26 protein-coding genes and 1 pseudogene are annotated in these 26,817 nt (G+C 61.4%); 18 read left to right on the top strand and 9 right to left on the bottom strand.

The genetic code is table 11. The features are described from left to right. The first annotated feature begins 171 nt into the window (after positions 1-171). The 6 genes from KY496_RS10865 (at position 172) to KY496_RS10840 (ending at position 7,128) form a co-directional block, all read left to right on the top strand. Entirely contained in the window at positions 172-855 is a 684-nt protein-coding gene (locus KY496_RS10865) for a Fe2+-dependent dioxygenase (protein ID WP_040776078.1), read from the top strand. Positions 856-1,013: 158 nt separating this feature from the next. Further along, the gene (locus KY496_RS10860) at positions 1,014-3,671 is read left to right on the top strand and encodes a type VI secretion system Vgr family protein (RefSeq protein WP_219864716.1); all 2,658 of its coding nucleotides are present in this window, start codon (positions 1,014-1,016) and stop codon (positions 3,669-3,671) included. Next, the gene (locus KY496_RS10855) at positions 3,668-4,495 is read left to right on the top strand and encodes a DUF4123 domain-containing protein (RefSeq protein ID WP_005666143.1); all 828 of its coding nucleotides are present in this window, start codon (positions 3,668-3,670) and stop codon (positions 4,493-4,495) included. The genes KY496_RS10860 and KY496_RS10855 overlap by 4 nt, the downstream gene beginning before the upstream one ends. Positions 4,496-4,551: 56 nt before the next feature. After that, positions 4,552-5,172: a DUF3304 domain-containing protein gene (locus tag KY496_RS10850; RefSeq protein WP_219864715.1), complete on the top strand. Its 621-nt coding sequence runs from the start codon at positions 4,552-4,554 to the stop codon at positions 5,170-5,172. Continuing rightward, positions 5,169-6,848 carry a phospholipase effector Tle1 domain-containing protein gene (locus KY496_RS10845; RefSeq protein WP_219864714.1) on the top strand — a complete coding sequence of 560 codons (1,680 nt, stop codon included), beginning with the start codon at positions 5,169-5,171 and terminating at the stop codon, positions 6,846-6,848. The genes KY496_RS10850 and KY496_RS10845 overlap by 4 nt, the downstream gene beginning before the upstream one ends. Positions 6,849-6,870: 22 nt before the next feature. Further along, positions 6,871-7,128: a PAAR domain-containing protein gene (locus KY496_RS10840; RefSeq protein ID WP_219864713.1), complete on the top strand. Its 258-nt coding sequence runs from the start codon at positions 6,871-6,873 to the stop codon at positions 7,126-7,128. Between the two features lie 132 nt (positions 7,129-7,260). Here the strand turns inward: KY496_RS10840 and acnA are convergent, their stop codons facing one another. The 4 genes from acnA to KY496_RS10820 form a co-directional block, all read right to left on the bottom strand. Further along, entirely contained in the window at positions 7,261-9,969 is a 2,709-nt protein-coding gene (acnA, locus tag KY496_RS10835) for an aconitate hydratase AcnA (RefSeq protein ID WP_219864712.1), read from the bottom strand. A 119-nt stretch (positions 9,970-10,088) separates the two neighbouring features. Then, the gene (locus KY496_RS10830) at positions 10,089-10,634 is read right to left on the bottom strand and encodes a hypothetical protein (protein WP_005666153.1); all 546 of its coding nucleotides are present in this window, start codon (positions 10,632-10,634) and stop codon (positions 10,089-10,091) included. Between the two features lie 8 nt (positions 10,635-10,642). Further along, positions 10,643-11,632 (bottom strand): CoA ester lyase, encoded by a 990-nt coding sequence (locus KY496_RS10825; protein ID WP_005666155.1) that lies wholly within the window; start codon positions 11,630-11,632, stop codon positions 10,643-10,645. A gap of 85 nt (positions 11,633-11,717) precedes the next feature. Continuing rightward, positions 11,718-12,707 carry a malate dehydrogenase gene (locus KY496_RS10820; protein WP_219864711.1) on the bottom strand — a complete coding sequence of 330 codons (990 nt, stop codon included), beginning with the start codon at positions 12,705-12,707 and terminating at the stop codon, positions 11,718-11,720. Between the two features lie 320 nt (positions 12,708-13,027). Here KY496_RS10820 and KY496_RS10815 point away from each other — a divergent pair, with 320 nt between their 5' ends. The 7 genes from KY496_RS10815 to gltA all read left to right on the top strand — a co-directional run bounded on the left by KY496_RS10815 (position 13,028) and on the right by gltA (position 19,340). Further along, positions 13,028-13,792 carry a GntR family transcriptional regulator gene (locus KY496_RS10815; RefSeq protein WP_005666157.1) on the top strand — a complete coding sequence of 255 codons (765 nt, stop codon included), beginning with the start codon at positions 13,028-13,030 and terminating at the stop codon, positions 13,790-13,792. Positions 13,793-14,061: 269 nt separating this feature from the next. Then, on the top strand, positions 14,062-14,487 hold the full coding sequence (gene sdhC / locus KY496_RS10810) for a succinate dehydrogenase, cytochrome b556 subunit (RefSeq protein ID WP_005666158.1): 426 nt from the start codon (positions 14,062-14,064) through the stop codon (positions 14,485-14,487). Between the two features lie 3 nt (positions 14,488-14,490). Next, a complete protein-coding gene (gene sdhD / locus KY496_RS10805) occupies positions 14,491-14,859 on the top strand; it encodes a succinate dehydrogenase, hydrophobic membrane anchor protein (RefSeq protein WP_005666160.1) in 369 nt (122 codons plus the stop codon). Positions 14,860-14,861: 2 nt separating this feature from the next. Next, positions 14,862-16,640, top strand: a complete 1,779-nt coding sequence (gene sdhA, locus KY496_RS10800) for a succinate dehydrogenase flavoprotein subunit (RefSeq protein WP_005666162.1) — start codon at positions 14,862-14,864, stop codon at positions 16,638-16,640. A 51-nt stretch (positions 16,641-16,691) separates the two neighbouring features. Then, on the top strand, positions 16,692-17,402 hold the full coding sequence (locus KY496_RS10795) for a succinate dehydrogenase iron-sulfur subunit (RefSeq protein ID WP_005666164.1): 711 nt from the start codon (positions 16,692-16,694) through the stop codon (positions 17,400-17,402). A gap of 262 nt (positions 17,403-17,664) precedes the next feature. Continuing rightward, entirely contained in the window at positions 17,665-17,943 is a 279-nt protein-coding gene (locus tag KY496_RS10790; RefSeq protein ID WP_005666165.1) for a succinate dehydrogenase assembly factor 2, read from the top strand. 95 nt (positions 17,944-18,038) lie between these two features. Next, on the top strand, positions 18,039-19,340 hold the full coding sequence (gene gltA, locus KY496_RS10785; protein WP_184239774.1) for a citrate synthase: 1,302 nt from the start codon (positions 18,039-18,041) through the stop codon (positions 19,338-19,340). A 76-nt stretch (positions 19,341-19,416) separates the two neighbouring features. Here gltA and KY496_RS10780 read toward each other — a convergent pair whose 3' ends face one another. Next, on the bottom strand, positions 19,417-19,767 hold the full coding sequence (locus tag KY496_RS10780) for a hypothetical protein (RefSeq protein ID WP_219864710.1): 351 nt from the start codon (positions 19,765-19,767) through the stop codon (positions 19,417-19,419). A gap of 324 nt (positions 19,768-20,091) precedes the next feature. Then, positions 20,092-20,277 (bottom strand): annotated as a pseudogene (locus KY496_RS10775) (helix-turn-helix domain-containing protein); the annotation flags it as partial. Between the two features lie 201 nt (positions 20,278-20,478). On the opposite strand from KY496_RS10775, the gene KY496_RS10770 reads away from it, so the two are divergent. The 4 genes from KY496_RS10770 to gluQRS all read left to right on the top strand — a co-directional run bounded on the left by KY496_RS10770 (position 20,479) and on the right by gluQRS (position 23,402). Then, positions 20,479-21,153, top strand: coding sequence for a thiol:disulfide interchange protein DsbA/DsbL (locus tag KY496_RS10770; protein ID WP_219864709.1), 675 nt, complete (start codon positions 20,479-20,481; stop codon positions 21,151-21,153). A gap of 333 nt (positions 21,154-21,486) precedes the next feature. Further along, positions 21,487-21,894, top strand: coding sequence for a nucleoside diphosphate kinase regulator (rnk, locus tag KY496_RS10765; RefSeq protein ID WP_005666172.1), 408 nt, complete (start codon positions 21,487-21,489; stop codon positions 21,892-21,894). Between the two features lie 76 nt (positions 21,895-21,970). After that, on the top strand, positions 21,971-22,462 hold the full coding sequence (locus KY496_RS10760; RefSeq protein WP_083415322.1) for a nuclear transport factor 2 family protein: 492 nt from the start codon (positions 21,971-21,973) through the stop codon (positions 22,460-22,462). 4 nt (positions 22,463-22,466) lie between these two features. Continuing rightward, the gene (gene gluQRS, locus KY496_RS10755) at positions 22,467-23,402 is read left to right on the top strand and encodes a tRNA glutamyl-Q(34) synthetase GluQRS (protein ID WP_219864708.1); all 936 of its coding nucleotides are present in this window, start codon (positions 22,467-22,469) and stop codon (positions 23,400-23,402) included. Here the strand turns inward: gluQRS and KY496_RS10750 are convergent. Both KY496_RS10750 and KY496_RS10745 read right to left on the bottom strand, forming a co-directional pair. Continuing rightward, the gene (locus KY496_RS10750) at positions 23,374-23,976 is read right to left on the bottom strand and encodes a CHRD domain-containing protein (protein WP_071361886.1); all 603 of its coding nucleotides are present in this window, start codon (positions 23,974-23,976) and stop codon (positions 23,374-23,376) included. The two genes, gluQRS and KY496_RS10750, sit on opposite strands and share 29 nt — an antisense overlap. A gap of 166 nt (positions 23,977-24,142) precedes the next feature. Continuing rightward, positions 24,143-24,607 (bottom strand): DUF421 domain-containing protein, encoded by a 465-nt coding sequence (locus KY496_RS10745; protein ID WP_005666178.1) that lies wholly within the window; start codon positions 24,605-24,607, stop codon positions 24,143-24,145. Between the two features lie 147 nt (positions 24,608-24,754). Between KY496_RS10745 and KY496_RS10740 the strand changes: the two genes are divergently transcribed. After that, a complete protein-coding gene (locus tag KY496_RS10740) occupies positions 24,755-25,690 on the top strand; it encodes a LysR family transcriptional regulator (protein ID WP_219864707.1) in 936 nt (311 codons plus the stop codon). Positions 25,691-25,709: 19 nt separating this feature from the next. Here the strand turns inward: KY496_RS10740 and KY496_RS10735 are convergent, their stop codons facing one another. Continuing rightward, positions 25,710-26,810: a porin gene (locus tag KY496_RS10735; RefSeq protein ID WP_219864706.1), complete on the bottom strand. Its 1,101-nt coding sequence runs from the start codon at positions 26,808-26,810 to the stop codon at positions 25,710-25,712. Positions 26,811-26,817 lie beyond the last annotated feature (7 nt).

Here is a 26,817-nt window from a genome sequence, read left to right as displayed (position 1 = left end):
TGGAGTGTTCATCAAGTTGTGTTTCCAGCTTGTGTTGCAGTAGCCGCCGGCGACCGGGAAAGCGCTGGCGGATGTTTCTCACGGAGTACCACCCCCGCCGGGCAACCGGATTCTGCCCTCCTGGCTATGTCAGGAGGGATTTTTTTGTTGGTTCGACAAAAGAAGAACGACATGATGCTGCATATTCCCGGCGTGCTGACGCCGGACCAGGTGGCCCATCTCCGCGCGCGCATGGCCGGCGCGCCGGAATGGCTCGATGGCCGCGAGAGCGTCGGCCCGCAAGGGGCGAAGGTCAAGCGCAACCGCCAGCTGGGCGAGGGCACGCCGCTGGCCGTCGAGCTTGGCCAGATCGTGAGCGCGGCCCTGATGGCGAACCCCATGTTCTTTTCCAGCGCGCTGCCGCTGCGGATGCTGACGCCTTACTTCAATGCCTACGGCGGCGGCGAGCACTACGGCTTGCACGTCGATGGCGCCATCCGCGCCCAGCGCGGCGGGGGGGCGCCGGTGCGGGCCGACGTCTCGACCACCGTGTTCCTGAGCGAGCCGGAAGAATACGAGGGCGGCGAGCTCGAAGTGGTCGACCTCTATGGCACCCACGAGGTCAAGCTGGCGGCGGGCGATGCGATCGTGTATTCGTCGGGCAGCGTGCACCAGGTGCGGCCGGTGACAAGTGGCGAACGGGTGGCGTCTTTTCTCTGGACCCAGAGCATGGTGCGCGACGACGGCAAGCGGGCGATGCTGTTCGATCTCGATACCCAGATCCAGAAGCTGCGCGCGCAGCACGGGGAGTCGGAGATTACGGTGGGGCTGACGGCGCATTATCACAATCTGCTGAGGATGTGGGCCGAGGTGTGATGTCTACAAGGCGGACCTTCGCCGCTCGTTTTTGAGACATTGGTAGTTCGTTCTGTAAAGCAGTGTCGAGAAATTTGCCCGTTCTCAAAGATGCTCTCTCAGGAGTTGCCAGAATCTATGCTTGTTCCGGTGGGAAATAACTGGAGGATAGCGTGGGCATGGCTCCTGACCTCAGCAGTCTCCTGCAGTATGAAAGCGGCCTGACTGCCGATAACCGTCCAATCAGGCTGAGGCTATTTGGCCAGGACAAACAGAACAGCAATATCCTGCTCCCTCAATCCATTCATGGTACGGAAACCGTATGCGGTGGGTTCAAATACCAGATCGATTGTGTAGCAAGCTCGTGCCGGCTCCCACTGAAGGAATTTATCGGACTGCCGGCTACCCTCGAATTCGTCACTGACCGGGGACGGCTGAGACAAGTTAGTGGGGTCATCGCGCAAGCCAGTTCAGGTGAATCCGACGGGGCGATCTCCAGCTATCGCGTCATCCTTTGCGATGTAATGACGATCATGGACCAGCGCGTCAATACGCGCGTCTTCCGGCGCTTGAGTTGGCCTCAAATCGTAGTGGTCGTGCTGAAAGAATGGCTTCAGATATATAGTGCGCAGGCTGGGGCCTTCGACTACGAGTTCGCAGACGGTTTTCGTCTTGAAAACTATCCCGAGCGTGAGCAGACAATACAGTTCAACGAATCCGATGCGGCATTCGTGCGGCGGCTTCTCGGCCGTTCCGGTATTGCCTGGTTCTTCCGACCCGGCAGTAGCCGCGTCTTGCAACAGAACGGTCAGGCGAGCGAATCCACGCCAGCCCACACGCTGGTGCTGTTCGACGCCCATAGCACGCTTGCCCGGAACGATGCGGGCGTAGTCCGTTATCACCGCGATGATGCCACCGAAGAGCGCGATTCCGTCACGCGTTGGGGAGCAGTGCGCAAGTTCCAGGCGGGCAATGCGAGTGTATTCAGCTGGGACTACAAACAACCGGGCAATGTTCCGGTCATGGTTACCGAGGTGCCGGGAAAGATCGATCAAGGGCGATCAGGCAACCCGCTGGCCTGCGCGGTGCAGGAATACATTGTCGAATCTCCGCATGTCGCAACGGACAGCGACCAACTGTACCGCCACGGATTATTGCGCATGCAGCGCAAAGAACTTGATTCGAAATGCTTTATCGGTGAGGGAACCGTGCGCGATTTTCGCGTAGGGGAGTACTTCACGATCATGAATCATCCCGAGATTGACAGCCATCCCGTGGGAGAGCGCGATTTCGTCATCACCGCGCTCGACGTCAGGGCGCGAAACAACTTGCCGAGAAGCCTTGAAGAACGGGTGCAGCGTCTGTTCGCGTGCAATGGCTGGGAGGTCAAGCAAGGCGAGCCTGCCGAAGGCTGGAGCACGAATCCATTCCAGATGCGATTCGAAGCCGTACGACGAGCCATTCCGATTGTCCCGGCATTCGACCCATGGAATGATCTGCGCGACCCTGGTCTTCAGGTCGCACTCGTGGTCGGAGGACAGAACGAGGTCGTTCACTGCGACGAATATGGCCGCGTCAAGATCCGGTTTCCAGCAACACGTCCGGTTGATCATCAGCACGCTGGCGGCGCCGGCGCGTCGGACACGGACACGGATTCAGCCTGGGTCAGGGTGGCAAGCCAATGGGCTGGGACGGGAGATTCACATTGCGGCAATCTGACTCTGCCGAGAGTCGGGACCGAGGTGCTGGTCGCGTTCATCGGCGGCGACCCGGACAAACCGATCATCATCTCTCAGCTTTACAACGCGCGTGCCTTGCCGCCACCTTTGAGCAAGAACGCGAACCTGCCGACGACGCGGTTTTTGTCCGGCATACGAAGCCAGGAGATTCAGGGATGGCGCGCCAATCAACTTCGGTTCGACGACACGCCGCGCGAAATCAGCGCGCAGCTGGCGAGCGACGACGGCGCGTCGCAACTGAATCTGGGGTGGCTGACGCATCCGAGGGGTGAGCGCCGCCAGCCCCGTGGCGAAGGCGCGGAGCTGCGCAGCGACCATGCCGTGGCGATTCGCGGCGGTAAAGGTGTGCTGATCAGTGCCAATGGCAGTGCCAAGGCTGAAGGCAATCAACTGGATCGGGCCGAGCTGATTGGGCTTGCCGACGGATTGCGCGATATCGCGGACCAGCTGGCAAAACTCGCCGAAACCCATGCCAAGGATCCTGGCAATGGACCTCTGCTGAATCAGCTTGTGGACAAACTCAGGCATCTGGATCACGGAACCAATGTGACCGAGGGCAGTGCGGGCGGCGCACCCATCGTCGCCGTCACCGGACCAGCGGGAATTGTCATGGCGAGTTCGGAAAGCATGGCGCTGGGGGCCGAAAAGAATATCGACCTGATTACGGCTGCGGACACGCATCTGACTGCCGGCGGCAGGACCTTGATGCGTGCGGCCATGGGGCTCAGCGCTTTTACGAATGACGGTGGCATCAAGCAGGTTGCGGCGCGAGGCGATGTCCAAACCGAGGCGCAGGATGGCGCCCTCAATCTGATTGCAAAGAAGGTGATGGAGCTGATCAGCAATACCGACTGGATCAACATCAAGGCCAGAAAGGGTGTTCGGATTTACGGCGGTGGCAGTGAATTGAAGATCAGCGCTGAAGGCATTGTCGGCAATACGACCGGCAACAACCATATGTACGCAGCCGATCATCAGACCTTTGCGAAGAAGGCTTCCGAGGTGCAGTTCCCTGACGAGTTGCCGCACCACGATATCTGCATTCCCTGCATGCTCGCGGCGGCGCGTGCGCATAGTCCACTGGTGGAGGCGGAATGAGTGCCAGCAACGGAGAACTGTTCGTATATCTTCTGATCGATAACGGCCTGTTGCAGGACGTGTCGGCTGGTTATGCAGAGGCCGATGCAAAGAGCCGCCCGGTCTGGCTGGAACCAGTTTATGCGGAACGGGCATTGGAGGTTAGTCCGCTCCTGATCGATGTCGAGGCGGCTTATGAAGCCGGAGACATCGAGAAAGTCATGGGTTATGTGAGTGCGGGTAGGCCGGCATTGCACGCGTCGATCATCGAGTGCAACTTGAAACTTGGTGAGCTCGCCCATCATCTGCGCCGCTTTATTTTCATTGTCGACCCCAACGGCAAGCAGTTCACGCTCAGGTATGCCGATTGTGCGGTGCTCGCGCCGCTCGCATCTCTATTGACGTCGGCACAATGGGCGGAAATGAGAGGGCCGATTGCGCGCTGGACAATACACGATAGATCAGGAGCGATGATTCAGTTACCCCCGATCGAATCGGATGCTCCTGCACCGACGCCCTTTATTCTGGATTGGGAACAGTTGGCGGCGCTTGACGAGGCCAGTGAACCTGACCACCTTATCGCGAAAGCGAAATTGAAGCGCCACGGCGGCGATTTTCCTGGCAATGCCGTGGAGCAGCATGCATGGGCACGAGGCGCTCTTGAGGTATGGCGCGCAGTAGGCAACTCGAATCCTCTGTTCCTGACACTTTTGACCGAGGCGGCGTTAATAACGCGAGGAACCATTCTAAATAAGGAGGAGGCTCGAGACTGTCTTGCACTAATCGATGTTGATACATTCGCTGCTCGATTGAAAGAACTTGTCGCGCGAATAGCGCGTCGTTGAGCTAGCCTGCTGATTGCGGCAAGTAATTTTACTTCGGTGTCATAATGGGGCAGCTGATGAAATTATTCATTCCGAGTTTCGTTTGGTGGCGAATTGTTGTGCTACTAATATTTATCGGGGCAATGTTGGGGATTGGCGTGCTGATTTATAAAACCTTCTCGGTGGATAAAAATTTTTCCACTACTCTGACTGGTGTTCATCATCTTGGGTCAGACTACTATATCAAGAGATTCTACATTAATAAAGGTATTAACGACAGCGTAGGTGAAGGCGGCGGTGGGGGCAGTAACGTTTGTTGTTTGAGCCTGCCAAAAAAGTGGAGTCCTGAATTGACGGCGGATGTTCGCTGGGAGGTTATCCACATTTTGAGAGCTCCTGATGCCACTACGCACGATACCGGAGAGGTCGAAGGGATATATCGGGCGCAGGTGCCAATTGAGCCTTATGCGGAATCAGGTAGCTTTTATGTGCATTTCTTTCCAGAAAAACGCGTACGCATTGTTGTTAGTGACATACCATCAAATGGCGAAGGACATCCAGCTAAAACGGAGGGTACCCATGCTGGCGAGAATGCGACTATGGGTTATCGTATCGAAACAATGTTCACAGACGAGGAAATCGCTGAGGCCCGGCGTGAAATCGATCGTGATAGGAAGAAATACGGAGATTGGCGATGATGCGTAGCGACGTTCTTGTATCTCCTTCTAAAATTTCTCCAGCATCAAAAATAAAGCTGGTCAGGCCACGGTTTGATCCAGATTTTAAGAAATGTGAGGTTCAGATAAACATAGGGATATTTTTCGACGGAACCAATAACAATATGGAGCGTGATGCAAAAATTCGGTCGGATACTAATATTGTAAGATTGTATGATACATATAAAGACAGTACCGACACAGGATATAGTCGACTGTATGTTCCAGGGGTTGGTACGAAGTTTCCAGAGATTGGTGAGCATGAGGAAAGCAACCTTGGGAAAGGGTGTGCTTTTGGTTGCGAAGGACGAGCAATATTTGGTTTGTTAGCGATTTTTAATTTCTTGCAATTGCGGTCTTTGAGAAGCAGGATGTTTGATCAGCACGAAATTCTGGCACTTTGCCGGAACGGCCCCAACATAATTGACTCAAATGATCGGAAGTGGCTTGCCAAATTCGGAACAAACAGTGGGTTGTTACAACCGAACTTGGGAAGCACCAGTATTCGTCGTGATTTTCTCGTGCAACAGGCTGGAAATCTGGAAGCAAGACTCAAGAACAGCAAGGTTCGTGTCGTCGAGTGCTTCCTCGATGTTTTTGGCTTTTCCAGAGGTGCTGCAGAGGCACGGGTGTTTTGTAGTTGGCTGAATGAGTTGCTGATCGGCGGTCGTTTCGCCGGTGTACCACTGCAGTTTCGATTCGTGGGAATCGTAGATACTGTCGCATCAGCGGGATTCTGGTCCGGTACAACGGCACTGGCTATGAACTCAACTGGGGGGCATGGTGCGTGGGCAAGTGCAGATGCGCTACTTATTCCAGCGTCAGTGCAAAACTGCGTGCACATGGTGGCAATGCATGAGCTACGTCGGAATTTTCCTTTAGACGCGATAGGAGTCGACGGTAAGCTGCAGCCCGGATGTTTCCAGTTTGCGTATCCAGGCGCACACAGCGATGTAGGCGGCGGCTACGGGCCTGGTGAACTGGGTCTTGCGGTAGGGGATGATTCTCAAAAGCTATCTCAAATACCGCTGAATCATATGCTGGATTGTGCGATAGCAGCTGGCGTTCCGGTCACCAAGCCTGTAGTCAGCCCCGGTAGCTTTAACTCGTTTGCGATTCATCCCGAACTGGCCCAGGCATTTGACGACTTCCTCTCAGGTACCACGTTAGCGCCACGTCCAATGTACGAATGGCTCCAGCCATACCTTAACTGGCGATGGCAGGTGCGCGACCGCTTTCACACGACCAACCAAGTCAAGCGAGCAAATCAGGTCGATAAGGATATCCTGCTAACCTTTAACAAGAGTTTGATCAGCGATGCTGCTGCGATGACGCGAAGCGGCGGGATGAGTATCAGCAAGCGAACGCTTGCAGTTTTTAAAGATGTGTTGTTCACGGGGGCCAGAAAGGATCTGGTGACGACGTCGTTCCTCGAACCAGAGGCCCGATCAGTACTTGCGCTAGCCCAAAAATCCGCTCCGACACCGCCGTCTCTTGCTGCGTTCTTTGATAACTATGTGCATGATTCGCTAGCCGGCTTCAACTCACCAAGCCTGGAAATGCCTGGTTACTGGCGTTATCGTCGAGTCTTCCTCGGTACCGATGATCACGTCATCGCGGCAAACCAGGGTGACGATACGGCACGCAGCGCCGCATGACCCACACAAAACAGGTGCGCCTATGAAAGATCAAAACGGACGAGGCGTCATCCGACTCGGCGACAAGACCACGCATGGCGGCGAGGTGATCTCTGCAGTGAAGGACTTCAAGGTACTCGGCAAGTGCGTTGCAGTAGAAGGCGACACTACCTTCTGCCCCAAATGCAAAGGCCAGTTCCCGATTCAGCCCGGCGGCAGCACCCGCAAGCATCGCGGCAAGCAAGTCGCCTATGATCAGGACCTTACTGCGTGCGGCGCCAAGCTCATCTCTTCAATATGAGTCCGGCTGCCATGTGGCGATGCTCTTGAAAATGCCTGGCAGGACAGGATGATGCAAAAACAAAGGGCTGGAACCCGCGAGGATTCCAGCCCTTTTGCTTGTCAAGCAGCCCGCCGCAGCGGGCTCCTCAATTTAGGCAGCCAGCAGCTGACGCAGCACGAACGGCAGAATACCGCCATGCTTGTAGTAGTCGACTTCGATCGGGGTGTCGATACGCAGCAGCACCTGCACCTCTTGCGATTCGCCGTTTTCGCGGTGGATCACCAGGGTCGCCAGTTGTTGCGGCTTGATCTCGCCTTCCAGGCCCTTCAGGTCGTAGGTTTCCTTGCCGGTGATGCCCAGCGACTCGACGCTGTCGTTGCCGATGAACTGCAGCGGCAGCACGCCCATGCCGACCAGGTTCGAGCGGTGGATGCGCTCGTACGAACGCACGACCACGGCCTTCACGCCCAGCAGCTGGGTGCCCTTGGCAGCCCAGTCGCGCGACGAGCCGGTGCCGTATTCTTCGCCGCCGAAGATCATGGTCGGGGTGCCCGCGGCCACGTACTTCATTGCAGCGTCGTAGATCGACATCTGTTCGCCGGTCGGCTGGTGCAGGGTGATGCCGCCTTCGACCGCGGAGCCATCTGCCTTCGGCGGGATCATCTTGTTCTTGATACGCACGTTGGCGAAGGTGCCGCGCATCATGATCTCGTGGTTGCCGCGGCGCGAGCCGTAGGAGTTGAAGTCCGCCTTCAGGACGTCATGTTCCTTGAGCCACTTGCCTGCTGGACCGTCTTCTTTGATCGAGCCGGCCGGCGAGATGTGGTCGGTGGTGATCGAGTCGCCGAACACGCCCAGCGCGCGGGCGCCGGTGATGCCGGTGGCGGCCGCTTTCGGGGTCATCTCGAAGTCGGCGAAGAACGGCGGTTCGGCGATGTAGGTCGATTCAGGCCAGTTGTACACCTGACCTTCGGTCGACGACACGCGTTCCCACAGCGCGCCAGGGTTGCCCTTGACGTCGGCGTAGTTCTTCTTGAAGACGTCCGAGTTCATCGCGAAGCGCATCAGTTCGCCGATTTCCTGCGACGACGGCCAGATGTCGCCCAGGTAGACGTCGACGCCGTTGCTGTCCTTGCCCACCGGCTCGGTCATCAGGTCCTTCGTCATGTTGCCGGCGATCGCGTAGGCGACGACCAGCGGTGGCGAGGCCAGGAAGTTCGAACGGATGTTCGGGTGGATACGTGCTTCGAAGTTGCGGTTGCCCGACAGGACGGCGGCAGCGACGACGTCGTTCTGGGTGATCGCGGCGTTCAGTTCCGGGGTCAGGTCACCGGCATTGCCGATGCAGGTGGTGCAGCCGTAGGCGGTCACGCCGAAGCCCAGCTTGTCCAGGTAAGGCAGCAGGCCGGCGGCGGTCAGGTACTCGGTGACCACGCGCGATCCCGGCGCCAGCGACGACTTGATGTGCGGCGCCACGGTCAGGCCGCGCTCGACGGCTTTCTTGGCCAAGAGGCCCGCAGCCAGCAGCACGCTCGGGTTCGAGGTGTTGGTGCACGAGGTGATGGCGGCGATCAGGATGTCGCCGTTCTTCACGCGCACGCCGTTGGTGGTCTCGTAGACCTTGTGCAGGTCGTCCGGGTTCTTGTTGAAGCCGTTCTGGGTGGTCGGCTTGCTGAACAGTTCGGTGAAGGTGTTCTTGACGTGGCCCAGTTCGATACGGTCTTGCGGACGCTTCGGACCGGCCAGCGATGGGGTCACGGTCGACAGGTCGAGTTCCACCACGCGGGTGTAGTCGATCTCGCCTTCCTGCGGGATGCCGAACATGCCCTGGGCCTTGTAGTAGCCTTCGAAGGCGGCCAGTTCTTCTTCGGTACGGCCGGTGCCGCGGAAGTAGTCGACGGTCGCTTCGTCCACTGGGAAGAAGCCCATGGTCGCGCCGTATTCAGGCGCCATGTTGCCGATGGTGGCGCGGTCGGTGGTCGACAGCGAACGGGTGCCTTCGCCGAAGAATTCGACGAACTTGCCCACGACTTTCTCTTTGCGCAGCAGTTCGGTGATGGTCAGCACCAGGTCGGTCGCGGTGCAGCCTTCGCGCAGCTTGCCCTTCAGGTTGACGCCGATGACGTCCGGGGTCAGGAAGTAGACCGGCTGGCCCAGCATGCCGGCTTCGGCTTCGATGCCGCCCACGCCCCAGCCGACGACGCCGACGCCGTTGATCATGGTGGTGTGCGAATCGGTGCCGACCAGGGTGTCAGGGTAGTACATGTCGCCCTGCTTCATGACGCCGCGCGCCAGGTATTCCAGGTTGACCTGGTGGACGATGCCGAAGCCCGGCGGCACGACGCCGAAGGTGTCGAAGGCTTGCATGCCCCACTTCATGAACTGGTAGCGCTCGTTGTTGCGCTGGAATTCCAGTTTCATGTTCAGGTCGAGCGCGCCCGGCTCGCGGAAGTGGTCGATGGTGACCGAGTGGTCGACCACCAGGTCGACCGGCACCAGCGGCTCGATCTTCTTCGGATCGGCGCCCATCTTGGCGGCGACGTTGCGCATCGCGGCCAGGTCGGCCAGCAGCGGCACGCCGGTGAAGTCCTGCAGCACGACGCGGGCCACGACGAACGGGATCTCGTCGGTACGCTCTGCGGTCGCGCCCCAGTTGGCGACTTGCTTGACGTGCTCTTCGGTGACCTTCTTGCCGTCGCAGTTACGCAGCACGGACTCGAGGACGATACGGATCGACACCGGCAGGCGCGACAGGTTCACACCGAGGTTTTCCGCCAGCGCCGGCAGCGAATGGAACTGGCCGCTCTGGCCTGCGCCGATCGGGAATTCCTTCAGTGTGTTCAGAGTGTTGCGAGACATAATCTCTCCTTCAGTGGGAATATTGTTATTTCAACAGCAGCGTTCACGGAAATAACGGACCAGATATAACTTCGGGCGACAGAACGGCGCGGAGATCCGGGAAAATCCGCGCCGCACTTTCAAGTCTTGCTCGCCTCCGGTTCCGCGGTCGCCACGATCGCGGACTGTTCGGCGTTCTTGCATTCATTGGCCAACTGGCGGTTAAGCTTCGAATCGAGCAGGATGCCCTTGGACGGGATACCAATCCAGATCAGGCCATAGTGCGGATTTTCAAAGCGCAACGCGCCGGTGGTGGTGCCGATGCGGGCCAGGCGGTGCAGGCGCTGCTTCCAGCGCAGCGCGATATGGCTGTCATCGGCGTCGTTGGTATAGATCGTGATCTTGTTGCCGAGTTCGCAAGCGTATTCGGTCACCTTGGTGTCGGTGATGTCCGGCTCGTCGACTTCGAGAGGATTGGCCGCCGCGGCGGCAGCCGCGGCAGCCGCTGCAGCCGCCGCCGCAGCCTGCGCCTTCTTCGACGGTTTCTTCTTGGCTTGCGCCTTCAGGACTTTCTCCGCTTTCGGATGCGTTTCCTTGGCGGCTGCAGCGCTTGCCGGCGCACACACGACGGCGGCCGCGAGCGCGACAGCGCAGGCGGCGACGAATTTGGGGAGAAGGGTGGACATGGGTCGGATTATTCGCTGTCGGGGAGGTTGACGATTGCCGCAGCGGCTTCCGGCAGCGCGAGGCCCGCCAGTTTGGCACGCTGCAACACCGACCAATAATATCGGTAGCTCGCACGGTCGTGCAAGCGGCCATGTTGAGCAATCGGTCCCCAGTCCGCCGCCATCGCCTCCGTCAGGATATTCGTCGCTTCATTCACCTCGGACAGGCGCGGCGTGAACGCCTTGAGGATCGGCTTGATCTGGTCCGGATGGATGCTCCACATCCGGGTAAAGCCGAATTCGGCGCCGGCGCGCTGGGCGTCGTTGGCGACAGTCGGGCTGTCCTTGATGTCGGTCGTGACGTTGTGCGACGCCACCTTGCCGTGGGCGTGGCAGGCCGCCACCATCTCGAGCTTGGCGCGCACCACCAGCGGGTGGGTGAACTGGCCCGGGGTGCGCATCGCGCTCGCGGGGATGGCTCCATAGTGGCTCGACACAAAATCCATGATGCCGAACGACAGGCACTCGACCTGGGGCAGGGCGGCGATGTCGTAGGCTTCGCGCAGCGCGCCGTGGGTTTCGATCAGCACGTGCACCGGCAGGTCTGGCCGGCCGGCGGCCTGGGCGTGCTGGTTGATCAGGTCGATCGCGCGCGTGACTTCCATCGCGCTTTCCACCTTCGGCAGCACCACGTAGGCGAGGCGCTTGGCCGCGCCGCCGACGATGAATTCGACGTCTTTCGCAAAATGGGGGCTGGCCGGCTCGTGCAGGCGCGCGCCGATGCGGCCGAAATGGTTGTCGTCGCTGTTGACGAGCTGCGCCACCAGGATGGCGTGTTCCAGTTCGCTGCCGGCGGTGGCGCCGTCTTCGCAGTCGAAGGTGATGTCGAACAGGGGGCCAAGCTCTTGTTGCAGGGCCATCGATTTGCGCATCAGCTTCTCGGAGCCGGCGTAGTGGTCGCAGGCGGGGAGAAGGAGTGGCTGGCGTTTGCCCTGGAATAAAACCTCGGAAGGGTGCATATCTCTCGCAACATGAAACGGCCGTGCCAGGTGAATGGCACGGCACGGTCGACGCGCGGCAAATGCCGCGCGCCATGATTCAAACTCAGCCCAGCAGGTGAGCGACGCCGGCTTTCTCTTCTTCCAGCTCTTTCAGGGTCAGGTTGATGCGCTCTTGCGAGAACGCATCGATATCCAGGCCCTGCACGATGGTGTATTCGCCATTCTCGGTGGTGACCGGGAAGCCGAACATGGTGCCTTCAGGGATGCCGTAGGAACCATCCGAAGGGATACCCATGGTGGTCCACTTGCCGCCCGTGCCCAGCACCCAGTCGCGCACGTGGTCGATGGCGGCGTTGGCGGCCGACGCAGCCGACGACAGGCCGCGCGCTTCGATGATGGCGGCGCCGCGCTTGCCGACGGTCGGCAGGAAGGTGTTGGCGTTCCATTCCTGGTCGTTGATCAGGTCCTTGATCGACTCGCCGCCGGCGGTGGCGAAGCGGTAGTCGGCGTACATGGTCGGCGAGTGGTTGCCCCAAACGACCATCTTCTCGATGTCCTTGACGGCCTTGCCGGTCTTGGCGGCCACTTGCGACAGGGCGCGGTTGTGGTCCAGGCGCAGCATGGCGGTGAAGTTCTTGGCCGGCAGGTTCGGGGCCGATTTCATCGCGATGTAGGCGTTGGTGTTGGCCGGGTTGCCGACCACCAGCACTTTGACGTTGCGCGAAGCGACGGCGTCCAGGGCCTTGCCTTGCACGGTGAAGATCTGGGCGTTCGCTTCCAGCAGGTCCTTGCGCTCCATGCCCGGGCCGCGTGGGCGGGCGCCGACCAGCAGGGCGACGTCGGCGTCCTTGAAGGCGGTCATCGGGTCGGAGTGGGCGGTCATGCCTTCGAGCAGCGGGAATGCGCAGTCGTCGATTTCCATCATGACGCCCTTGAGCGCCTTCTGCGCCTTCTCGTTGTCGATCTCGAGCAGCTGAAGGATGACCGGCTGGTCCTTGCCCAGCATGTCGCCGTTGGCGATGCGGAACAGCAGGGAATAGCCGATCTGGCCGGCCGCGCCGGTGACGGCGACGCGCATTGGGGTTTTAGCCATGATGAATCTCCAAAGTGGGAATGAAAACGGTTTGCGCCGAGGTCGACGCCGAGCATACGCCTGTCTGGTTACAAGTTACTTTCACTGCGGTTTGATGAAGCTGCAATGATACCAAAAGCGCACTTCAAGCCTTCAAGGTCGAATGACGGGTGTCGCGCGCGTACAATGATGTCAAGAGTGGCGCCGACTCCCGGTCGGCCATGAGTGTATTCCTCTGCCGTTTGGTCTGTCAATTCAATATCATATGTCTTATATAAGACACATATCTAAAGACCTCTAATACTGGACGGTCATGCTCTTTTGTGGTGAAATCGCGGTCTATGAATTCCGCCCCGTCCAATCCGGCCGTTGATCCTGTCAGCAGTGGCTCGCCGTCGTTCCGGCCCCTGTACCAGCAGATCAAGGCACTGATCACCCAGAGCCTGCAGGCCGGTGAATGGAAACCTGGCGAACTCATGCCGAGCGAAGTCGAGCTGGCGGCCCGTTTCAAGGTCAGCCAGGGCACCGTGCGCAAGGCAATCGACGAACTGGCCGCCGAGAACCTCGTGGTGCGGCGCCAGGGCAAGGGCACCTTCGTTGCCAGCCACGCCGAAGAGCGCGCCCATTTCCGCTTCCTGCGACTGATGCCCGATGAAGGCGTCCCCCATCATCCCGAGAACCGCTTCCTCGAGGTCAAGCGCATCCGTGCGCCGGCCGAGGTCGCGCGCCTGCTCGAGCTCAAGTCGGGCGACGCCGTGGTCTACATCAAGCGCGTGCAGTCATTCGACGGCCAGCCGACCATCCTGGAAGAGCTGTGGCTGCCGGGCCAGCTGTTCAAGGGCCTGAGCGCGGAGCGGCTGCAGGAATACAAGGGGCCGATGTACGGCCTGTTCGAGACGGAATTCGGCACGCGCATGATCCGCGCGACCGAAAAGATCCGGGCGGTGTCGGCCGACGCGGCCACGGCCGAGCACCTGAAGGTGGCGCCCGGCACGCCGCTGCTGTTGGGCGAGCGGGTGTCGTTCACCTACGGCGACAAGGCGGTCGAGCTGCGCCGCGAGCTGTACTCGACCGCGAAACACCATTATTTGAACGAGTTGTCGTAAGGAGAATAAAACAGTAAATAGACGAGTAAATATTCTCTGTTTTCTGTCTTTTCAAATAATTCGGAAAATAGCAAGCGGAATAAAACTCCCCTCTGCGGCGATCGCGTGAATGCGATTAAAATATATTGGTTTTGGGTACGCGACGGACATGACCCGGTTCGCCGCTCGCTGTCCCGCTGGCTTGGTCCCACTTTCCCGGACCGGGCCTTGAAATCGGCAAGAATGCAGGGTTCATACAAAAATTTGTCATAAATGGGAGGTGTACCATCATGTCGGAAGCCGTGAGAGAAGCAAGCAAGAAAGGGCGGCCGGTGTATCGCAACGTCGGAATCGGCGATATCACGACGAAATATCGCATGCCGCCATCGGCGATCGTGTCGATCCTGCACCGCGTCAGCGGCGCCGGGCTGTTCCTGCTGCTGCCGTTCCTGCTGTATTTGTTCCAGCAGAGCCTGCTGTCGGAATCGTCGTTCGGCTACTTCGCCGGCATCGTCTCGCACCCGCTGGTCAAGATCATCCTGCTGGGCCTGTCCTGGGCTTACCTGCACCACTTCACCGCCGGCATCCGCCACCTGTTCATGGACAATCACTTTGCCCTGGACAAGGACGCCGCCCAGAAGACCGCGCGCTGGGTGCTGATCATCAGCCTGCTGCTGACCGCCCTGGTCGGCCTGAAACTGTTCGGAGTGTTCTAAACCATGGCAAGCAAGAATAATATTGGCCAGCGTCGCCTCGTCGTCGGCGCCCATTATGGCTTCCGCGACTGGCTGGCCCAGCGCGTCACCGCGATCCTCATGGCGGTCTACACCGTCGTCCTGCTGGCCATGTTCCTGTCCGGCCAGAATTTCACGTATGAAGGTTGGGCCGGCCTGTTCGCGAAACAGTGGTTCAAGCTGCTGTCGATGGTCACCTTCCTGGGCCTGTACTACCACGCCTGGGTCGGCATCCGCGATATCTGGATGGACTACGTCAAGAACGTCGGCCTGCGCCTGACGCTGCAATTCATCACCATCTTCTGGCTGGTGGGCTGCGTCGCCTATACCGTGCAAATTCTCTGGAGTGTGTAATCGTGGCAGCAATCAAAACTGCAATTCCTACCCGTCGTTTTGACGCGGTCATCGTTGGCGCCGGTGGTTCCGGCATGCGCGCCTCGCTGCAACTGGCCGAAGCCGGCCTGAACGTCGCGGTCCTGTCGAAAGTCTTCCCGACCCGCTCGCACACCGTCGCGGCGCAGGGCGGGATCGGCGCCTCGCTGGGCAATATGAGCGAGGACGACTGGTACTGGCACATGTTCGACACCGTCAAGGGTGGCGACTACCTGGGCGACCAGGATGCGATCGAATTCATGTGCCGCGAAGCCCCGAAGGTCGTGTACGAGCTCGAACACTTCGGCATGCCGTTCGACCGCAACCCCGACGGCACCATCTACCAGCGTCCGTTCGGCGGCCACACCGCCAACTTCGGCGAGAAGCCGGTCCAGCGCGCCTGCGCCGCGGCCGACCGTACCGGCCACGCGCTGCTGCACACCCTGTACCAGCGTAATGTCCGCGCCCGCACCCACTTCTTCGTCGAGTGGATGGCCCTCGACCTGATCCGCGACGCCGAAGGCGACGTGGTCGGCGTGATGGCCCTGGAAATGGAAACCGGCGACGTGATGATCCTGGAAGCGAAGACCACCATCTTCGCCACCGGCGGCGCAGGCCGCATCTTTGCCGCCTCGACCAACGCCTTCATCAACACCGGCGACGGCATGGGCATGGCGGCGCGCGCCGGCCTGCCGCTGCAAGACATGGAGTTCTGGCAGTTCCACCCAACCGGTGTCTCGGGCGCCGGCGTCCTGATCACCGAAGGCGTGCGCGGCGAGGGCGGTATCCTGATCAACTCGAACGGCGAACGCTTCATGGAGCGCTATGCGCCGACCCTGAAGGACCTGGCGCCGCGCGACTTCGTGTCGCGTTCGATGGACCAGGAGATCAAGGAAGGCCGCGGCTGCGGCCCGAATAAAGACCACGTGCTGCTCGACCTGCGCCACATCGGCAAGGACACCATCGAGAAGCGCCTGCCTTCGATCCTGGAAATCGGCCACAAGTTCGCCAACGTCGACGCGACCAAGGAACCGATTCCCGTCGTCCCGACCATCCACTACCAGATGGGCGGCATCCCGACCAATATCCACGGTCAAGTCGTCGCGCCTGACGGCACTGGCGGCCAGAAGATCGTCAATGGCCTGTACGCGATCGGCGAATGCGCCTGCGTCTCGGTCCACGGCGCGAACCGCCTGGGCACCAACTCGCTGCTCGACCTGGTGGTCTTCGGCCGCGCGGCCGGCAACCACGTGGTGGCCTCGAACCTGAAACAGAAGGCGAACAAGCCACTGCCTGCGGACGCCGCCGACTTCGCGCTGGCGCGCCTGAACAAGCTCGAGACCTCGACCGGTGGCGAGAAGGTGCAGCACGTCGCCAACGACATCCGCGCCACGATGCAGAAATACTGCGGCGTGTTCCGTACCCAGGAATTGCTGGATACGGGCGTGAAGGAAATCATGAAGCTCGACGAGCGTCGCAAGCACGTGTCGTTCCAGGACAAGTCGAAGGTGTTCAACACCGCCCGCGTGGAAGCGCTGGAACTGGACAACCTGATCGAGACCGCCAAGGCCACCATCGTGTCGGCAGCGGCCCGTCCGGAATCGCGCGGCGCCCACGCCCACAGCGACTACCCGAACCGCGACGACGCGAACTGGATGAAGCACACCCTGTTCTTCTCGGAAGGCAACCGCCTCGAGTACAAGCCGGTGGTGCAAAAACCGCTGACCGTCGACACCTTCAAGCCGAAGGCCCGTACTTTCTAATATTGACTGGGTCGGGGCATCGCGCACCGGCCCGATACAACAGGTAATCAAATGGCACGCACCGTCCAACTGAAAATCTACCGCTACGATCCGGACAAGGATTCGAAGCCATACATGCAAGACGTGACCGTCGAGCTGAAAGACACCGACAAGATGCTGCTGGACGTCCTGCAGCGCATCAAGTCGGACGTCGACGATTCGCTGGCCCTGCGCCGCTCCTGCCGCGAAGGCGTGTGCGGCTCGGACGCGATGAACATCAACGGCAAGAACGGCCTGGCCTGCACCACCAACCTGAACGAGCTGACCCAGCCGATCGTGCTGCGTCCTCTGCCGGGCCTGCCGGTGGTGCGCGACCTGATCGTCGACATGACCAACTTCTTCAAGCAGTACCACTCGGTCAAGCCGTACCTGATCAACGACTCGATCAAGCCCGAGAAAGAGCGCCTGCAGTCGCCGGAAGAGCGCGAAGAGCTCGACGGCCTGTACGAATGCATCCTGTGCGCCTGCTGCTCGACCTCGTGCCCGTCGTTCTGGTGGAACCCGGACAAGTTCGTCGGCCCGGCCGGCCTGCTGCAGGCCTACCGCTTCATCGCCGACTCGCGCGACGAAGCGACCAACGACCGCCTGGACAACCTGGAAGACCCGTACCGCCTGTTCCGCTGCCACTCGATCATGAACTGCACGGACGTGTGCCCGAAGGGCCTGAATCCGAACAAGGCGATCGGCAAGATCAAGGAACTGCTGGTTCGTCGCGCCATTTAAGGCGTGTCACGCATGCGGCGGCCGGTTTGGCGCCGCATGCGGTGTGCAGACGTGCGTTGACCGATGTGGTATTTCACCGCAGGTTGAACGCGTGGACGGCAAGCCGTCCACCCCACGGGTTGGCGGCTCTGCCGCCGACGCGTTCAACGAACGTGTGCACACCCGCCTCGGCACCAAATATGCCGAAGCAATACAGTAAAAGTACCGTACTGCCGAATCGCGGCAGCCGGAGTATGATGTCGAACCAACAACGGACTCTAGTGTGAAACCTAGTGCAAACGCGCATCAATCCGATCCCGCCAACCGTGCCCGCCTGCGTTGGCGCGCACGCCGGGGATTGCTCGAGAACGATCTGATTCTCACGCGCTTCCTCGATGCGCACGAAGAAGAACTGACCGACGAAGAGGTCGATGCGCTGACCCGTCTGCTCGATCTGGCGGACAACCCGTTGATGGACCTGCTGCTGGGACGCTCCGAGCCTTCCGGCGAAGTCGACCTGCCGCATGTGCGTGCCTTGCTGGCGCGGTTGCGGCAAGCGTAAGCGAAATTGGGCATCCGGTCTGTCTCGCGGGCTGGTCGCGGCGCCCTCCGGTTTCGTTTTATTTTGTAGACCCACTCCCACAAGAAGGAAGTGCCATGAACATCTCTGATACCAAAGCCACCCTGTCGTTCTCGGACGGCAGCCCGTCGGTCGACATGCCAATCTACAAGGGCACCATCGGCCCGGACGTCATCGACATCCGCAAGCTGTACGGCCAGACCGGCAAGTTCACCTACGATCCTGGCTTCATGTCGACCGCTTCGTGCAACTCGAGCATCACCTACATCGACGGTGACAAGGGCGAACTGCTGTACCGCGGCTACCCGATCGAGCAACTGGCCGTCAACTGCGACTTCCTGGAGACCTGCTACCTGCTGCTGAACGGCGAACTGCCGAACGCCAAGCAGAAAGAAGAGTTCAGCGACACCGTGACCAAGCACACGATGATCCACGAGCAGATGAACTTCTTCTTCCGTGGCTTCCGTCGCGACGCGCACCCGATGTCGGTGCTGGTCGGCACCGTCGGCGCGCTGGCGTCGTTCTACCACGACTCGCTGGACATCAACGACGCCAAGCAGCGCGAAATCTCGGCGATCCGCCTGATCGCCAAGCTGCCGACGCTGGCAGCCATGGCCTACAAATACTCGATCGGCCAGCCGTTCATGTACCCGCGCAACGACCTGTCGTACAGCGCCAACTTCATGTACATGATGTTCGCCAACCCGTGCGAAGAGTACAAGGTCAACGACGTGCTGGTGCGCGCGCTGGACCGCATCCTGATCCTGCACGCGGACCACGAGCAGAACGCATCGACCTCGACCGTCCGCCTGGCCGGTTCGTCGGGCGCCAACCCGTTCGCCTGTATCGCAGCCGGCATCGCCTGCCTGTGGGGCCCGGCGCACGGCGGCGCGAACGAAGCCGCACTGAACATGCTGAAGGAAATCGGCTCGGTCGAGAACATCCCGGCCTTCATCGAGAAGGTCAAGGACAAGAACTCGGGCGTGAAGCTGATGGGCTTCGGTCACCGCGTGTACAAGAACTTCGACCCACGCGCCAAGCTGATGCGCGAAACCTGCCACGAAGTGCTGAACGAGCTGGGCCTGCAGGACGACCCGCTGTTCAAGCTGGCGATGGAACTGGAAAAGATCGCCCTGAACGACGAATACTTCGTGTCGCGCAAGCTGTACCCGAACGTCGACTTCTACTCGGGCATCGTGCAATCGGCCCTGGGCATCCCGACCTCGATGTTCACCGGCATCTTCGCCATGGCCCGCACCATCGGCTGGATCGCCCAGTGGAACGAAATGATCGCCGATCCGGAACAGAAGATCGGCCGTCCACGTCAGCTGTTCGTCGGTTCGCCGGTGCGCGACGTGCCGAGCATCGACAAGCGTTGATTTGACGCGCTGTCACTAGAAAAGCGGACTTCGGTCCGCTTTTTTTGTGCCCGTCGCACCGGCAGACAGTGGCCGATCATTCGTCCGTCATCGGGAAGGCTTTCGCCTGGCATCGAGGACAATACAGGTAGAGCGTCCGGCCGTCGCTCAGCTTGAGCGAACCGGCGCGATACCGCTGGATTGCCCAGGTACCCGTGAGGCCATTATGAAAGGTTATCTCGCCGCTCGCGTGGCAGGGGGACCAGTCGAGCATGTGCAGGTAATCATGTTCGGTGACTTGGGACGCCTTGCCGATGTAGGCACGGATTTCATGATAACTGAGCTTGAAATCGGCGCACTGGTCCGCCGGTTCACCTGATGCGGGGGATGTTGTGCCACTGTTTCGGATCGTGATCGTGCTGATCGGGGAGAGATACGTGTTGCCCATATTTGGTTCAGTCCCTACACCATCGACCGTAGCCGGGGGTGCGCCTGCTGCGAGGGCAAGGAGAAATGGAGCAATTACCATAACGCGCTTCTCGCTTCAGTCGGGGCTTTGCGGGAGACGACCGGGTGTCGGAATATCTCAGTCATCGGTATTCCGAATGTTGACGTGAGCTCGGTAACCAGCCAGCGCCACCCGGACACGCGCATTGACAATGTAGCCGTACCTGTTCACATGAAGCACAAGCCCCCTCATTCGAAAGGTTGCTTTGACGACAGGAAGCATGGAACAACTGTGCTAGTGAGGTCTTGCGGCTAAACAGTTAATTCACAACGTCCCATGCCAGCAGGCGACGCTGGTAAACGCTGGCGTACACCCGAACGCTTCCCGGAACACGGCAATGAAAGCGCTGGCCGTGGAATAGCCCAGGTCGAGCGCGACCGTTCCCAGCGGCTCGCCTGCCGCCAGCATTTCGAGCGCGCGCACCAGCCGCGCGCGCTGGCGCCAGGCGCTGCCGTAAAGCCGGCTGGAGCGCAGCATGGTGCCCACGCCCGGCCAGGTCCTGGCCCGGCTCACCGGCATCTCGCAGGAAGAAGGCGCCCAGCTCGACACGCACTATGCGCACGCAGTGCGTCACGACCTGTATTAGGCGGCCGTCGACACTTGAAAAAGTGGTAATCTCGCCTTCGTCTACATATTTGCCGAAGGAAAGATATGCGTCTCATGCGTTTTGCCCCGCATTTTGTCCTGACTGCGGCCGCACTGGCGGCTGGCGTCGCCAACGCGTCGCCGCTCGACCCGCGCAACGGCGCCGAATTCACCACCCTGGCCGCGCCGCAGGCAACCCAGGCCGTGGGCAAGAAGGTCGAGGTGATCGAGTTCTTCGCCTACCACTGCGGCGCCTGCAACGCATTCGAGCCGACCCTCGTCAACTGGGCGAAGAAGCAGGGCGACAATATCGTCATGCGCCGCATTCCGCTACCGTTCCAGGGCCCGCTCGACCCGGAAGCGCGCCTGTTCCTGACGCTGGAAGCGATGGGCAAGCTCGACGAATACCATCACCGCGTGTTTCGCGCCGTGCACGTCGAGCGCAAGCGCCTGATGAAGGACGACGACATCATCGCCTGGGCCGCAGCGAACGGCCTGGACAAGGCGAAATTCATGGAAGCCTGGAATTCGTTCGGCGTGCAGACCAGGCTCAAGCGCCTGTCGCAGATCGCCAATGCCTACAAGGTGAGCGGCACGCCGACGGTGGTCATCGACGGCAGGTACGTCGTGTCGCCGGATGCGGTGCGCCAGGCCAACAAGATCCAGGACGTGGGCCAGCTGATGACGGCCACCGGCCAGGTGCTCGACGCCCTCGTGAGCAAGGCCGCTGCCACCAAGTAATCAAGCGATCGTCCAGCCGCCGGTTGACTGGACGACAAAGCGGGCTATACTGCGTTAATCGCCTTCGCCGCCCGCCATGAACCAAGCACGCCTGTCACAATTTGCCGCCGCATCGCTCCTGAGCGCAGGTGGCGTGTGCACGTGCGTGGCATCGCGCCGAGCGGCGCACCTTTCCAGCCTCGACCTCGCCCGGCTTTCCCGGGCTCGGTGAGGAAACACGGCAGGCCAGCGCCTGCCCATCCTCCCGGGCCGCCTCCATTCACTGAAGCGCCGCATCGACCATGCTGCGCCGTCATCAATCTCGACCTTATCCGGTCATTTTGTGGAGTACACATGAAACCATCCATCGTCGTATCCTGGCTCGACCTCGAGCGTCTCGAACGCATCCTCGACCGCCTTCCCGCCGCGCAAGCCAATGCGCGCGACGCCCTGTTGAGCGAACTCGAGCGTGCTGAAATGGTCGAACCATGGGACATGCCACCAGACGTCGTCACCATGAATTCGCGCGTGCGCTTCCGCTTCGCGGGCTCGGACGAAGACGTGACCATGACCCTGAGCTACCCCAAGGACATGAAGGACAGCGGCGAGCAGCTCTCCGTGCTGACGCCGGTCGGCACCGCCCTGCTGGGCCTGCGCGTCGGCGCCAGCATCACCTGGCAACGCCCGGGCGGCGGCACCTTCGAAGCCACCGTGCTCGACATCGACTACCAGCCGGAACGGGCAGGTGAGCTGCACCGATAGCAGGGTGGGAGCGTGGTTCGATACATTTCCATGTGTACAATAACCGCGCTCAACAACTCCAACGAAGGGACATTCCGTGAAACGCTTCCTGACCGCCTGCTTCCTGTGCCTGGGCTTGATTGGCGCTGCCAACGCCGCCACCGATGCCGAACTGACGAAGCAGGTCAACGCCTTCGTCGACGGATGGCACGACGACGCGGCCAATACGCGGATGGCCTATTTCGACAAGATCGCCAAGGACGGTGTCTACATCGGCACCGACCGCAGCGAGCTGTGGACGCGCGACGAATTCAAGGCCTGGTCGAAGAAGTATTTCGACGCCAAATCGGCCTGGACTTTCAAGGCGACCCGCCGTAACGTCTACGCTTCCGCCGACAAGTCGCTGATCTGGTTCGACGAATTGCTCGACACCAAGAACATGGGCCATGCGATGGCCAGCGGCGTAATCCGCAAGACGGCGAACGGGTTCGAGATCGTCCATTACCAGCTCTCGCTGGCGGTGCCGAACGAAGTGATCGACCAGGTCACCGGCATCATCGCCGAGCACGAAAAGAAAGCCAAGAAATAAGCCAGTGAGCCAACCGTATATCGGCCGCTTCGCCCCATCGCCCTCCGGCCCGCTGCACGCCGGCTCGCTGGTGGCGGCGCTGGCCAGCTACCTCGACGCGCGCTGGCACCAGGGCGCCTGGCTGGTGCGCATCGAAGACATCGACGAAGGCCGCAGCGTGCCTGGCGCGGCCGAGGGCATCCTGGCGCTGCTCGATGCGCTGGGCATGCATGCCGACGGCGAGATCGTCTGGCAGAGCCGGCGCAAGGACCTGTACCAGGCGGCGGCGGACCGCATCCGGCAAGACACCTATCCCTGCGGCTGCAACCGGCGCGAGATCGCCGATTCGCGCCTGGGCTTCGCGCCCGACGGCGCGGCGATCTATGCCGGCACCTGCCGCCACGGCCTCGGGCCGGGCCGCACCATGCGCAGCCTGCGCGTGCGCGTGCCCGAGGCCGGCGCGGACGAAATCACCTTCATCGACCGTTTCGCGGGCCAGGTCACCCAGCACCTGGCGCACGACTCGGGCGACTTCCTGCTAAAACGCGCCGACGGCTTCTGGGCCTATCAGCTGGCGGTGGTGGTGGACGATGCCGAGCAGGGCGTGACCGACGTCGTGCGCGGCGCCGACCTGCTCGATTCCACGCCGCGCCAGATCTACCTGCAGCGCCTGCTGGGCGTGCCGACGCCACGCTACCTGCATGTGCCGGTGGTGCGCAACGAAAACGGCGAGAAATTGTCTAAGCAAACTGGTGCGCTGGCGGTGACGGCGGGGGACGAACCCGCCGCCGTCGCCGCACTGGTGCAGGCGGCGCGTTTCCTCGACCTGGAGCTCGACTTCGCGCTGGCGCCCCCGCGCTCGCGCCAGGCCTTCTGGCAGGTGGCGATTCCCGCCTGGGGCCGCCTGCTGGCGCGCCGCGCAGCCGCGGCAACTATTTCGCGAGACGCGGCCGCGGAGTAAAACGGCGCTGCGCCAGCAGCGCCAGCATGCCCAGTCCCAGCCCCATCATCGCCCAGGTGGCCGGTTCCGGAATCGGGGCCGCGACCGCGAAGCCTCGGATTTCGCCAGCTGGATAAGCGGTGCTGTGGATGTTGATGTAGGCCTGGTTGCCGTTGAACGCATTGATGAGCGCGCCGCTGGCCAGCTGCGGCGTGCCGCCGTTTTCGGCCAGGAAGTCGGGGTTGTAGACCGCCGGGTCGCCCAGGTCGAAGGTGGCCGTGTAGACGCCGGCCGTGACCTGCAGCGGGAAGTCAGCGAAGGGAATGGCGACTGGCGCCACCCCGCGGAAGGCGTCCACCGTGCAGCAATGGATGTGGGCGCTGATGGTCGGGCTGGACAGGTCGCGGAACGGCACCTCGGCGCGCAGGGTGAGGTCGTCGATCTCGAAGGCCGCGACGCTCGACCCGGGCGAACCGTTGGGAATGTCTTCGGCGGGGCCGCTGGCAACCGCGCGGTAGTAGACCGGCGCGGCCTGGCTGGTGGCGGCGACCAGGGTCGACGCGGCCAGCGCGAATACGGTGAGGGCTCGTTTCATGGTAGACCTCCTGATCAGGAAAGAAACCAATCGCGCCGCCGGATTGGCGGCGGTGCCCAAAAAATTAGCACAGGAAGAGTAGCCCGCCCACACCGTACGGGTGGTCAAAGGCTGCTGAGAAATCTCGGCAGTTGAGACAAGAGCGGCGCGGCAAATCGCCGCCCGTTCACTGGGGATTGCGCATGATGCTGATCCGGCCGTCGGCTTCGAGGAAGGCGCATTTCATCTCGGGCCGCGGGCAATCGGCCTCGCGCAAAGCTTCCTCGATATCGCTTTGCGACAAGCGGCAGCCTTTCATCACGTTCTCGAAGAATACCCCATCGCGTCCGATCAGCACCGGGCTGCCTTCGATCAGCCGTTCGATCTTCTTGCTGCGCGAGGTGAGGAAGGCGAACAGCACGGTCAGGGCCACCAGCGTGGCTGCGATGATCAGGCCGCCGAACAGCGAATCGTCGCCGCCCGTCAGCGAGTTCGAGACTGCCTCGGACAGCAGCATCACGACCAGCAGGTCGAAGGGCGTGAATTGGCCGACCGTGCGCCGGCCGGACAGGCGCATCATCAGGAGCAGCGCGCAGTAGACGATCGCGCCACGCGCGACTAGTTCCCACCAATCAAGATCGAGCTCGAACATATGGCCTCCGCAAGCATGAGTCTGTTCAGTCAATTGTAAGCACTTTATTAACAATTTTCTGTTCAAGCGTGCGCGTCCCTCCGGCCAGCGGTTCTGGCTAAGGTATGATGTTCCTTTCAGTCAGCTCCGGCGCGCACTGTTTCGCCCATGGACTTCCGTCAGATTCATTACTTCATTTCCCTGTACGAGGAGGGCACGGTCACCCGCGCGGCGCACCGTCTTCACATCGTCCAGCCGGCGTTGAGCATGCAGATCGGCCGGCTCGAAGAGCATCTCGGCCAGAAGCTGTTCGAGCGCACCAAGCATGGCATGGTGCCGACCGACGCGGCGCGCCAGATGTACCGGCTGTTCCTGCCGATCATGCGCGACTTCTCGAATGCCGAGGCGCAGATGCTGAGCAGCGAAGGAGAGATCCGCGGGCACGTCAATATCGGCCTGATCGCCTCCATCACGCAAGGCGTGCTGGTCGAGACGCTCGGCGCGTTTTCGCGCCAGTATCCCGGGGTCGACGTGTCGGTCAGCGACGGCTACACCAGCGTGCTGGCGGACCGGGTCGCTGAAGGGCGCCTCGATGCCGCGATCGTCAACAAGCCGCGTCGTCCGCTGGCGCTCGACGTCGAACACATCATCGATGAAGAGATGGTGCTGGTCGTCGGCCACAGGTTCGAAGGCAGCCTCGCGCCCAGCATGACGCTGCGCCAGATGGCGGGGATCGGGCTCGACCTGGTGCTGCCCACCCGCGGCCACGGCCTGCGGGCGAATATCGACAGCTTCTTCGAGAGCGAGAACATCGAGCTCGCGCCCAAGTTCGAGATCGATTCGCTGGTCGCGACGATCAAGCTGGTCGAGCAAACCCGGATGGCGACCATCGTGCCGCGCGTGGCGGTGCACCGCCAACTGTATGACGGCAGCCTGCGCGCCCACGGCATCGTGTCGCCGCGCCTGGTGCGGCGCGTGGTGAGCGTGTCCAACCCCCGGCGGCCGCTCAGTCCCGCCACCAGGCTGTTCATTTCGATGCTGGCGGCGAACCTGCGCCTGCGCGCCCCGGGCGCCGCCACCGAGACGCCCGAAGCCGCGGACTAGCCGACGCCAGACATCCCGCTCAGAAGTGGTGACGCAGGCCCACCATGACGCCGTTCTGCGCCATGCCGACGCCGACCGTGCCGCCCGCGTCCAGCGGCACCGCCGACGCGCCGTCGTTGTCCATGCGTCCTGCCGCGGCGTAGACGTGGCTGCGCTTGGACAAGGAATAGGTCAGCCGCGCCACCAGCATCGTCACGTCGGACGGCGAATCCCTGAGGTCGCGCCTGGCCCACTGGGCGTCGAGCGTGAACGGTCCCATGGGGTGGCTTGCGCCGACGTACCACAGGTTCGACAGCGCCTGGCCGGTCGCGGCATCGGTGTCGCGGTGGATGACGCCGGCGCCGAGGCGGGTCGGTCCCAGCATCAGGTAACCGTTCAGGGTGGTGCGCACATCGGTGTGCGCGCTGCTGGTCAGGCCGAAGGCGGCGCCGCCGTTGCCATGCAGTTTGTCGTACGAGCCGATCACGCCCCATTGCTTGGTTTCCCAGCCCACCAGAGCCGTGTACTGGCGGCAGGCCTTCGCGTCGCCCGCCACCTCGCCTGCGCAGTTGGTGGCGGCCGGCCCGCCAGCGCTGGAGGCGTCGCGTCCGAAACTCCAGGTGGCGCCCACCACCAGGCTGCCAAAGTTGCCCATGTAGCCGATCGCATTGTCCGAGCGCGCGTTCGGCAGGTAGCCGTCGATGCTGCTGATCGCGAACAGGTTCGGCCCCATCACGTCGGTCTTGATGGTCGCGATATACGTCATGTTCACCTGGCGCCCGACCGTCAGCGTGCCCCAGTCGCCTTTCAGGCCGACATGGGCGGCGCGGCCGAACAGGCGGTTGCCCTGGCCGAGCGCGCCGCTGTCCATGGCGATGCCGCTTTCCAGCACGAAAAACGCCTGCAGGCCGCCGCCCAGCTCTTCGGTGCCGCGAAAGCCGATGCGCGACGGGAAGGAGCCGGTCAGCGACGGCACCTTGGTGATCGAGTCGCCCTCGGCGTCGGCATTGGTGGTGTGGACCACGCCGCTGTCGACGATGCCGTAGATCTGGACCGAGGTTTGCGCGCTGGCGCTGGACGCGGCGCAGGACGTGGCAATGCCGCAGGCGAGCGCGAGCGCGCCTCTGGTGAGGTGGTTCATGGTGTCT

Source organism: Massilia sp. NP310, from assembly GCF_019443485.1.
In the GTDB taxonomy this organism is placed as follows: domain Bacteria; phylum Pseudomonadota; class Gammaproteobacteria; order Burkholderiales; family Burkholderiaceae_D; genus Telluria; species Telluria timonae.
This window is presented reverse-complemented; position numbering and strand designations above follow the sequence as displayed.

Bases quoted from the DNA above. Each gene is read 5' to 3' on its own strand.
- KY496_RS10865 (WP_040776078.1), top strand. From the start codon at position 172: ATGATGCTGCATATTCCCGGCGTGCTGACGCCGGACCAGGTGGCCCAT.
- KY496_RS10860 (WP_219864716.1), top strand. From the start codon at position 1,014: ATGGCTCCTGACCTCAGCAGTCTCCTGCAGTATGAAAGCGGCCTGACT.
- KY496_RS10855 (WP_005666143.1), top strand. From the start codon at position 3,668: ATGAGTGCCAGCAACGGAGAACTGTTCGTATATCTTCTGATCGATAAC.
- KY496_RS10850 (WP_219864715.1), top strand. From the start codon at position 4,552: ATGAAATTATTCATTCCGAGTTTCGTTTGGTGGCGAATTGTTGTGCTA.
- KY496_RS10845 (WP_219864714.1), top strand. From the start codon at position 5,169: ATGATGCGTAGCGACGTTCTTGTATCTCCTTCTAAAATTTCTCCAGCA.
- KY496_RS10840 (WP_219864713.1), top strand. From the start codon at position 6,871: ATGAAAGATCAAAACGGACGAGGCGTCATCCGACTCGGCGACAAGACC.
- acnA (WP_219864712.1), bottom strand. From the start codon at position 9,969: ATGTCTCGCAACACTCTGAACACACTGAAGGAATTCCCGATCGGCGCA.
- KY496_RS10830 (WP_005666153.1), bottom strand. From the start codon at position 10,634: ATGTCCACCCTTCTCCCCAAATTCGTCGCCGCCTGCGCTGTCGCGCTC.
- KY496_RS10825 (WP_005666155.1), bottom strand. From the start codon at position 11,632: ATGCACCCTTCCGAGGTTTTATTCCAGGGCAAACGCCAGCCACTCCTT.
- KY496_RS10820 (WP_219864711.1), bottom strand. From the start codon at position 12,707: ATGGCTAAAACCCCAATGCGCGTCGCCGTCACCGGCGCGGCCGGCCAG.
- KY496_RS10815 (WP_005666157.1), top strand. From the start codon at position 13,028: ATGAATTCCGCCCCGTCCAATCCGGCCGTTGATCCTGTCAGCAGTGGC.
- sdhC (WP_005666158.1), top strand. From the start codon at position 14,062: ATGTCGGAAGCCGTGAGAGAAGCAAGCAAGAAAGGGCGGCCGGTGTAT.
- sdhD (WP_005666160.1), top strand. From the start codon at position 14,491: ATGGCAAGCAAGAATAATATTGGCCAGCGTCGCCTCGTCGTCGGCGCC.
- KY496_RS10795 (WP_005666164.1), top strand. From the start codon at position 16,692: ATGGCACGCACCGTCCAACTGAAAATCTACCGCTACGATCCGGACAAG.
- gltA (WP_184239774.1), top strand. From the start codon at position 18,039: ATGAACATCTCTGATACCAAAGCCACCCTGTCGTTCTCGGACGGCAGC.
- KY496_RS10780 (WP_219864710.1), bottom strand. From the start codon at position 19,767: ATGGGCAACACGTATCTCTCCCCGATCAGCACGATCACGATCCGAAAC.
- KY496_RS10770 (WP_219864709.1), top strand. From the start codon at position 20,479: ATGCGTCTCATGCGTTTTGCCCCGCATTTTGTCCTGACTGCGGCCGCA.
- rnk (WP_005666172.1), top strand. From the start codon at position 21,487: ATGAAACCATCCATCGTCGTATCCTGGCTCGACCTCGAGCGTCTCGAA.
- KY496_RS10750 (WP_071361886.1), bottom strand. From the start codon at position 23,976: ATGAAACGAGCCCTCACCGTATTCGCGCTGGCCGCGTCGACCCTGGTC.
- KY496_RS10745 (WP_005666178.1), bottom strand. From the start codon at position 24,607: ATGTTCGAGCTCGATCTTGATTGGTGGGAACTAGTCGCGCGTGGCGCG.
- KY496_RS10740 (WP_219864707.1), top strand. From the start codon at position 24,755: ATGGACTTCCGTCAGATTCATTACTTCATTTCCCTGTACGAGGAGGGC.
- KY496_RS10735 (WP_219864706.1), bottom strand. From the start codon at position 26,810: ATGAACCACCTCACCAGAGGCGCGCTCGCGCTCGCCTGCGGCATTGCC.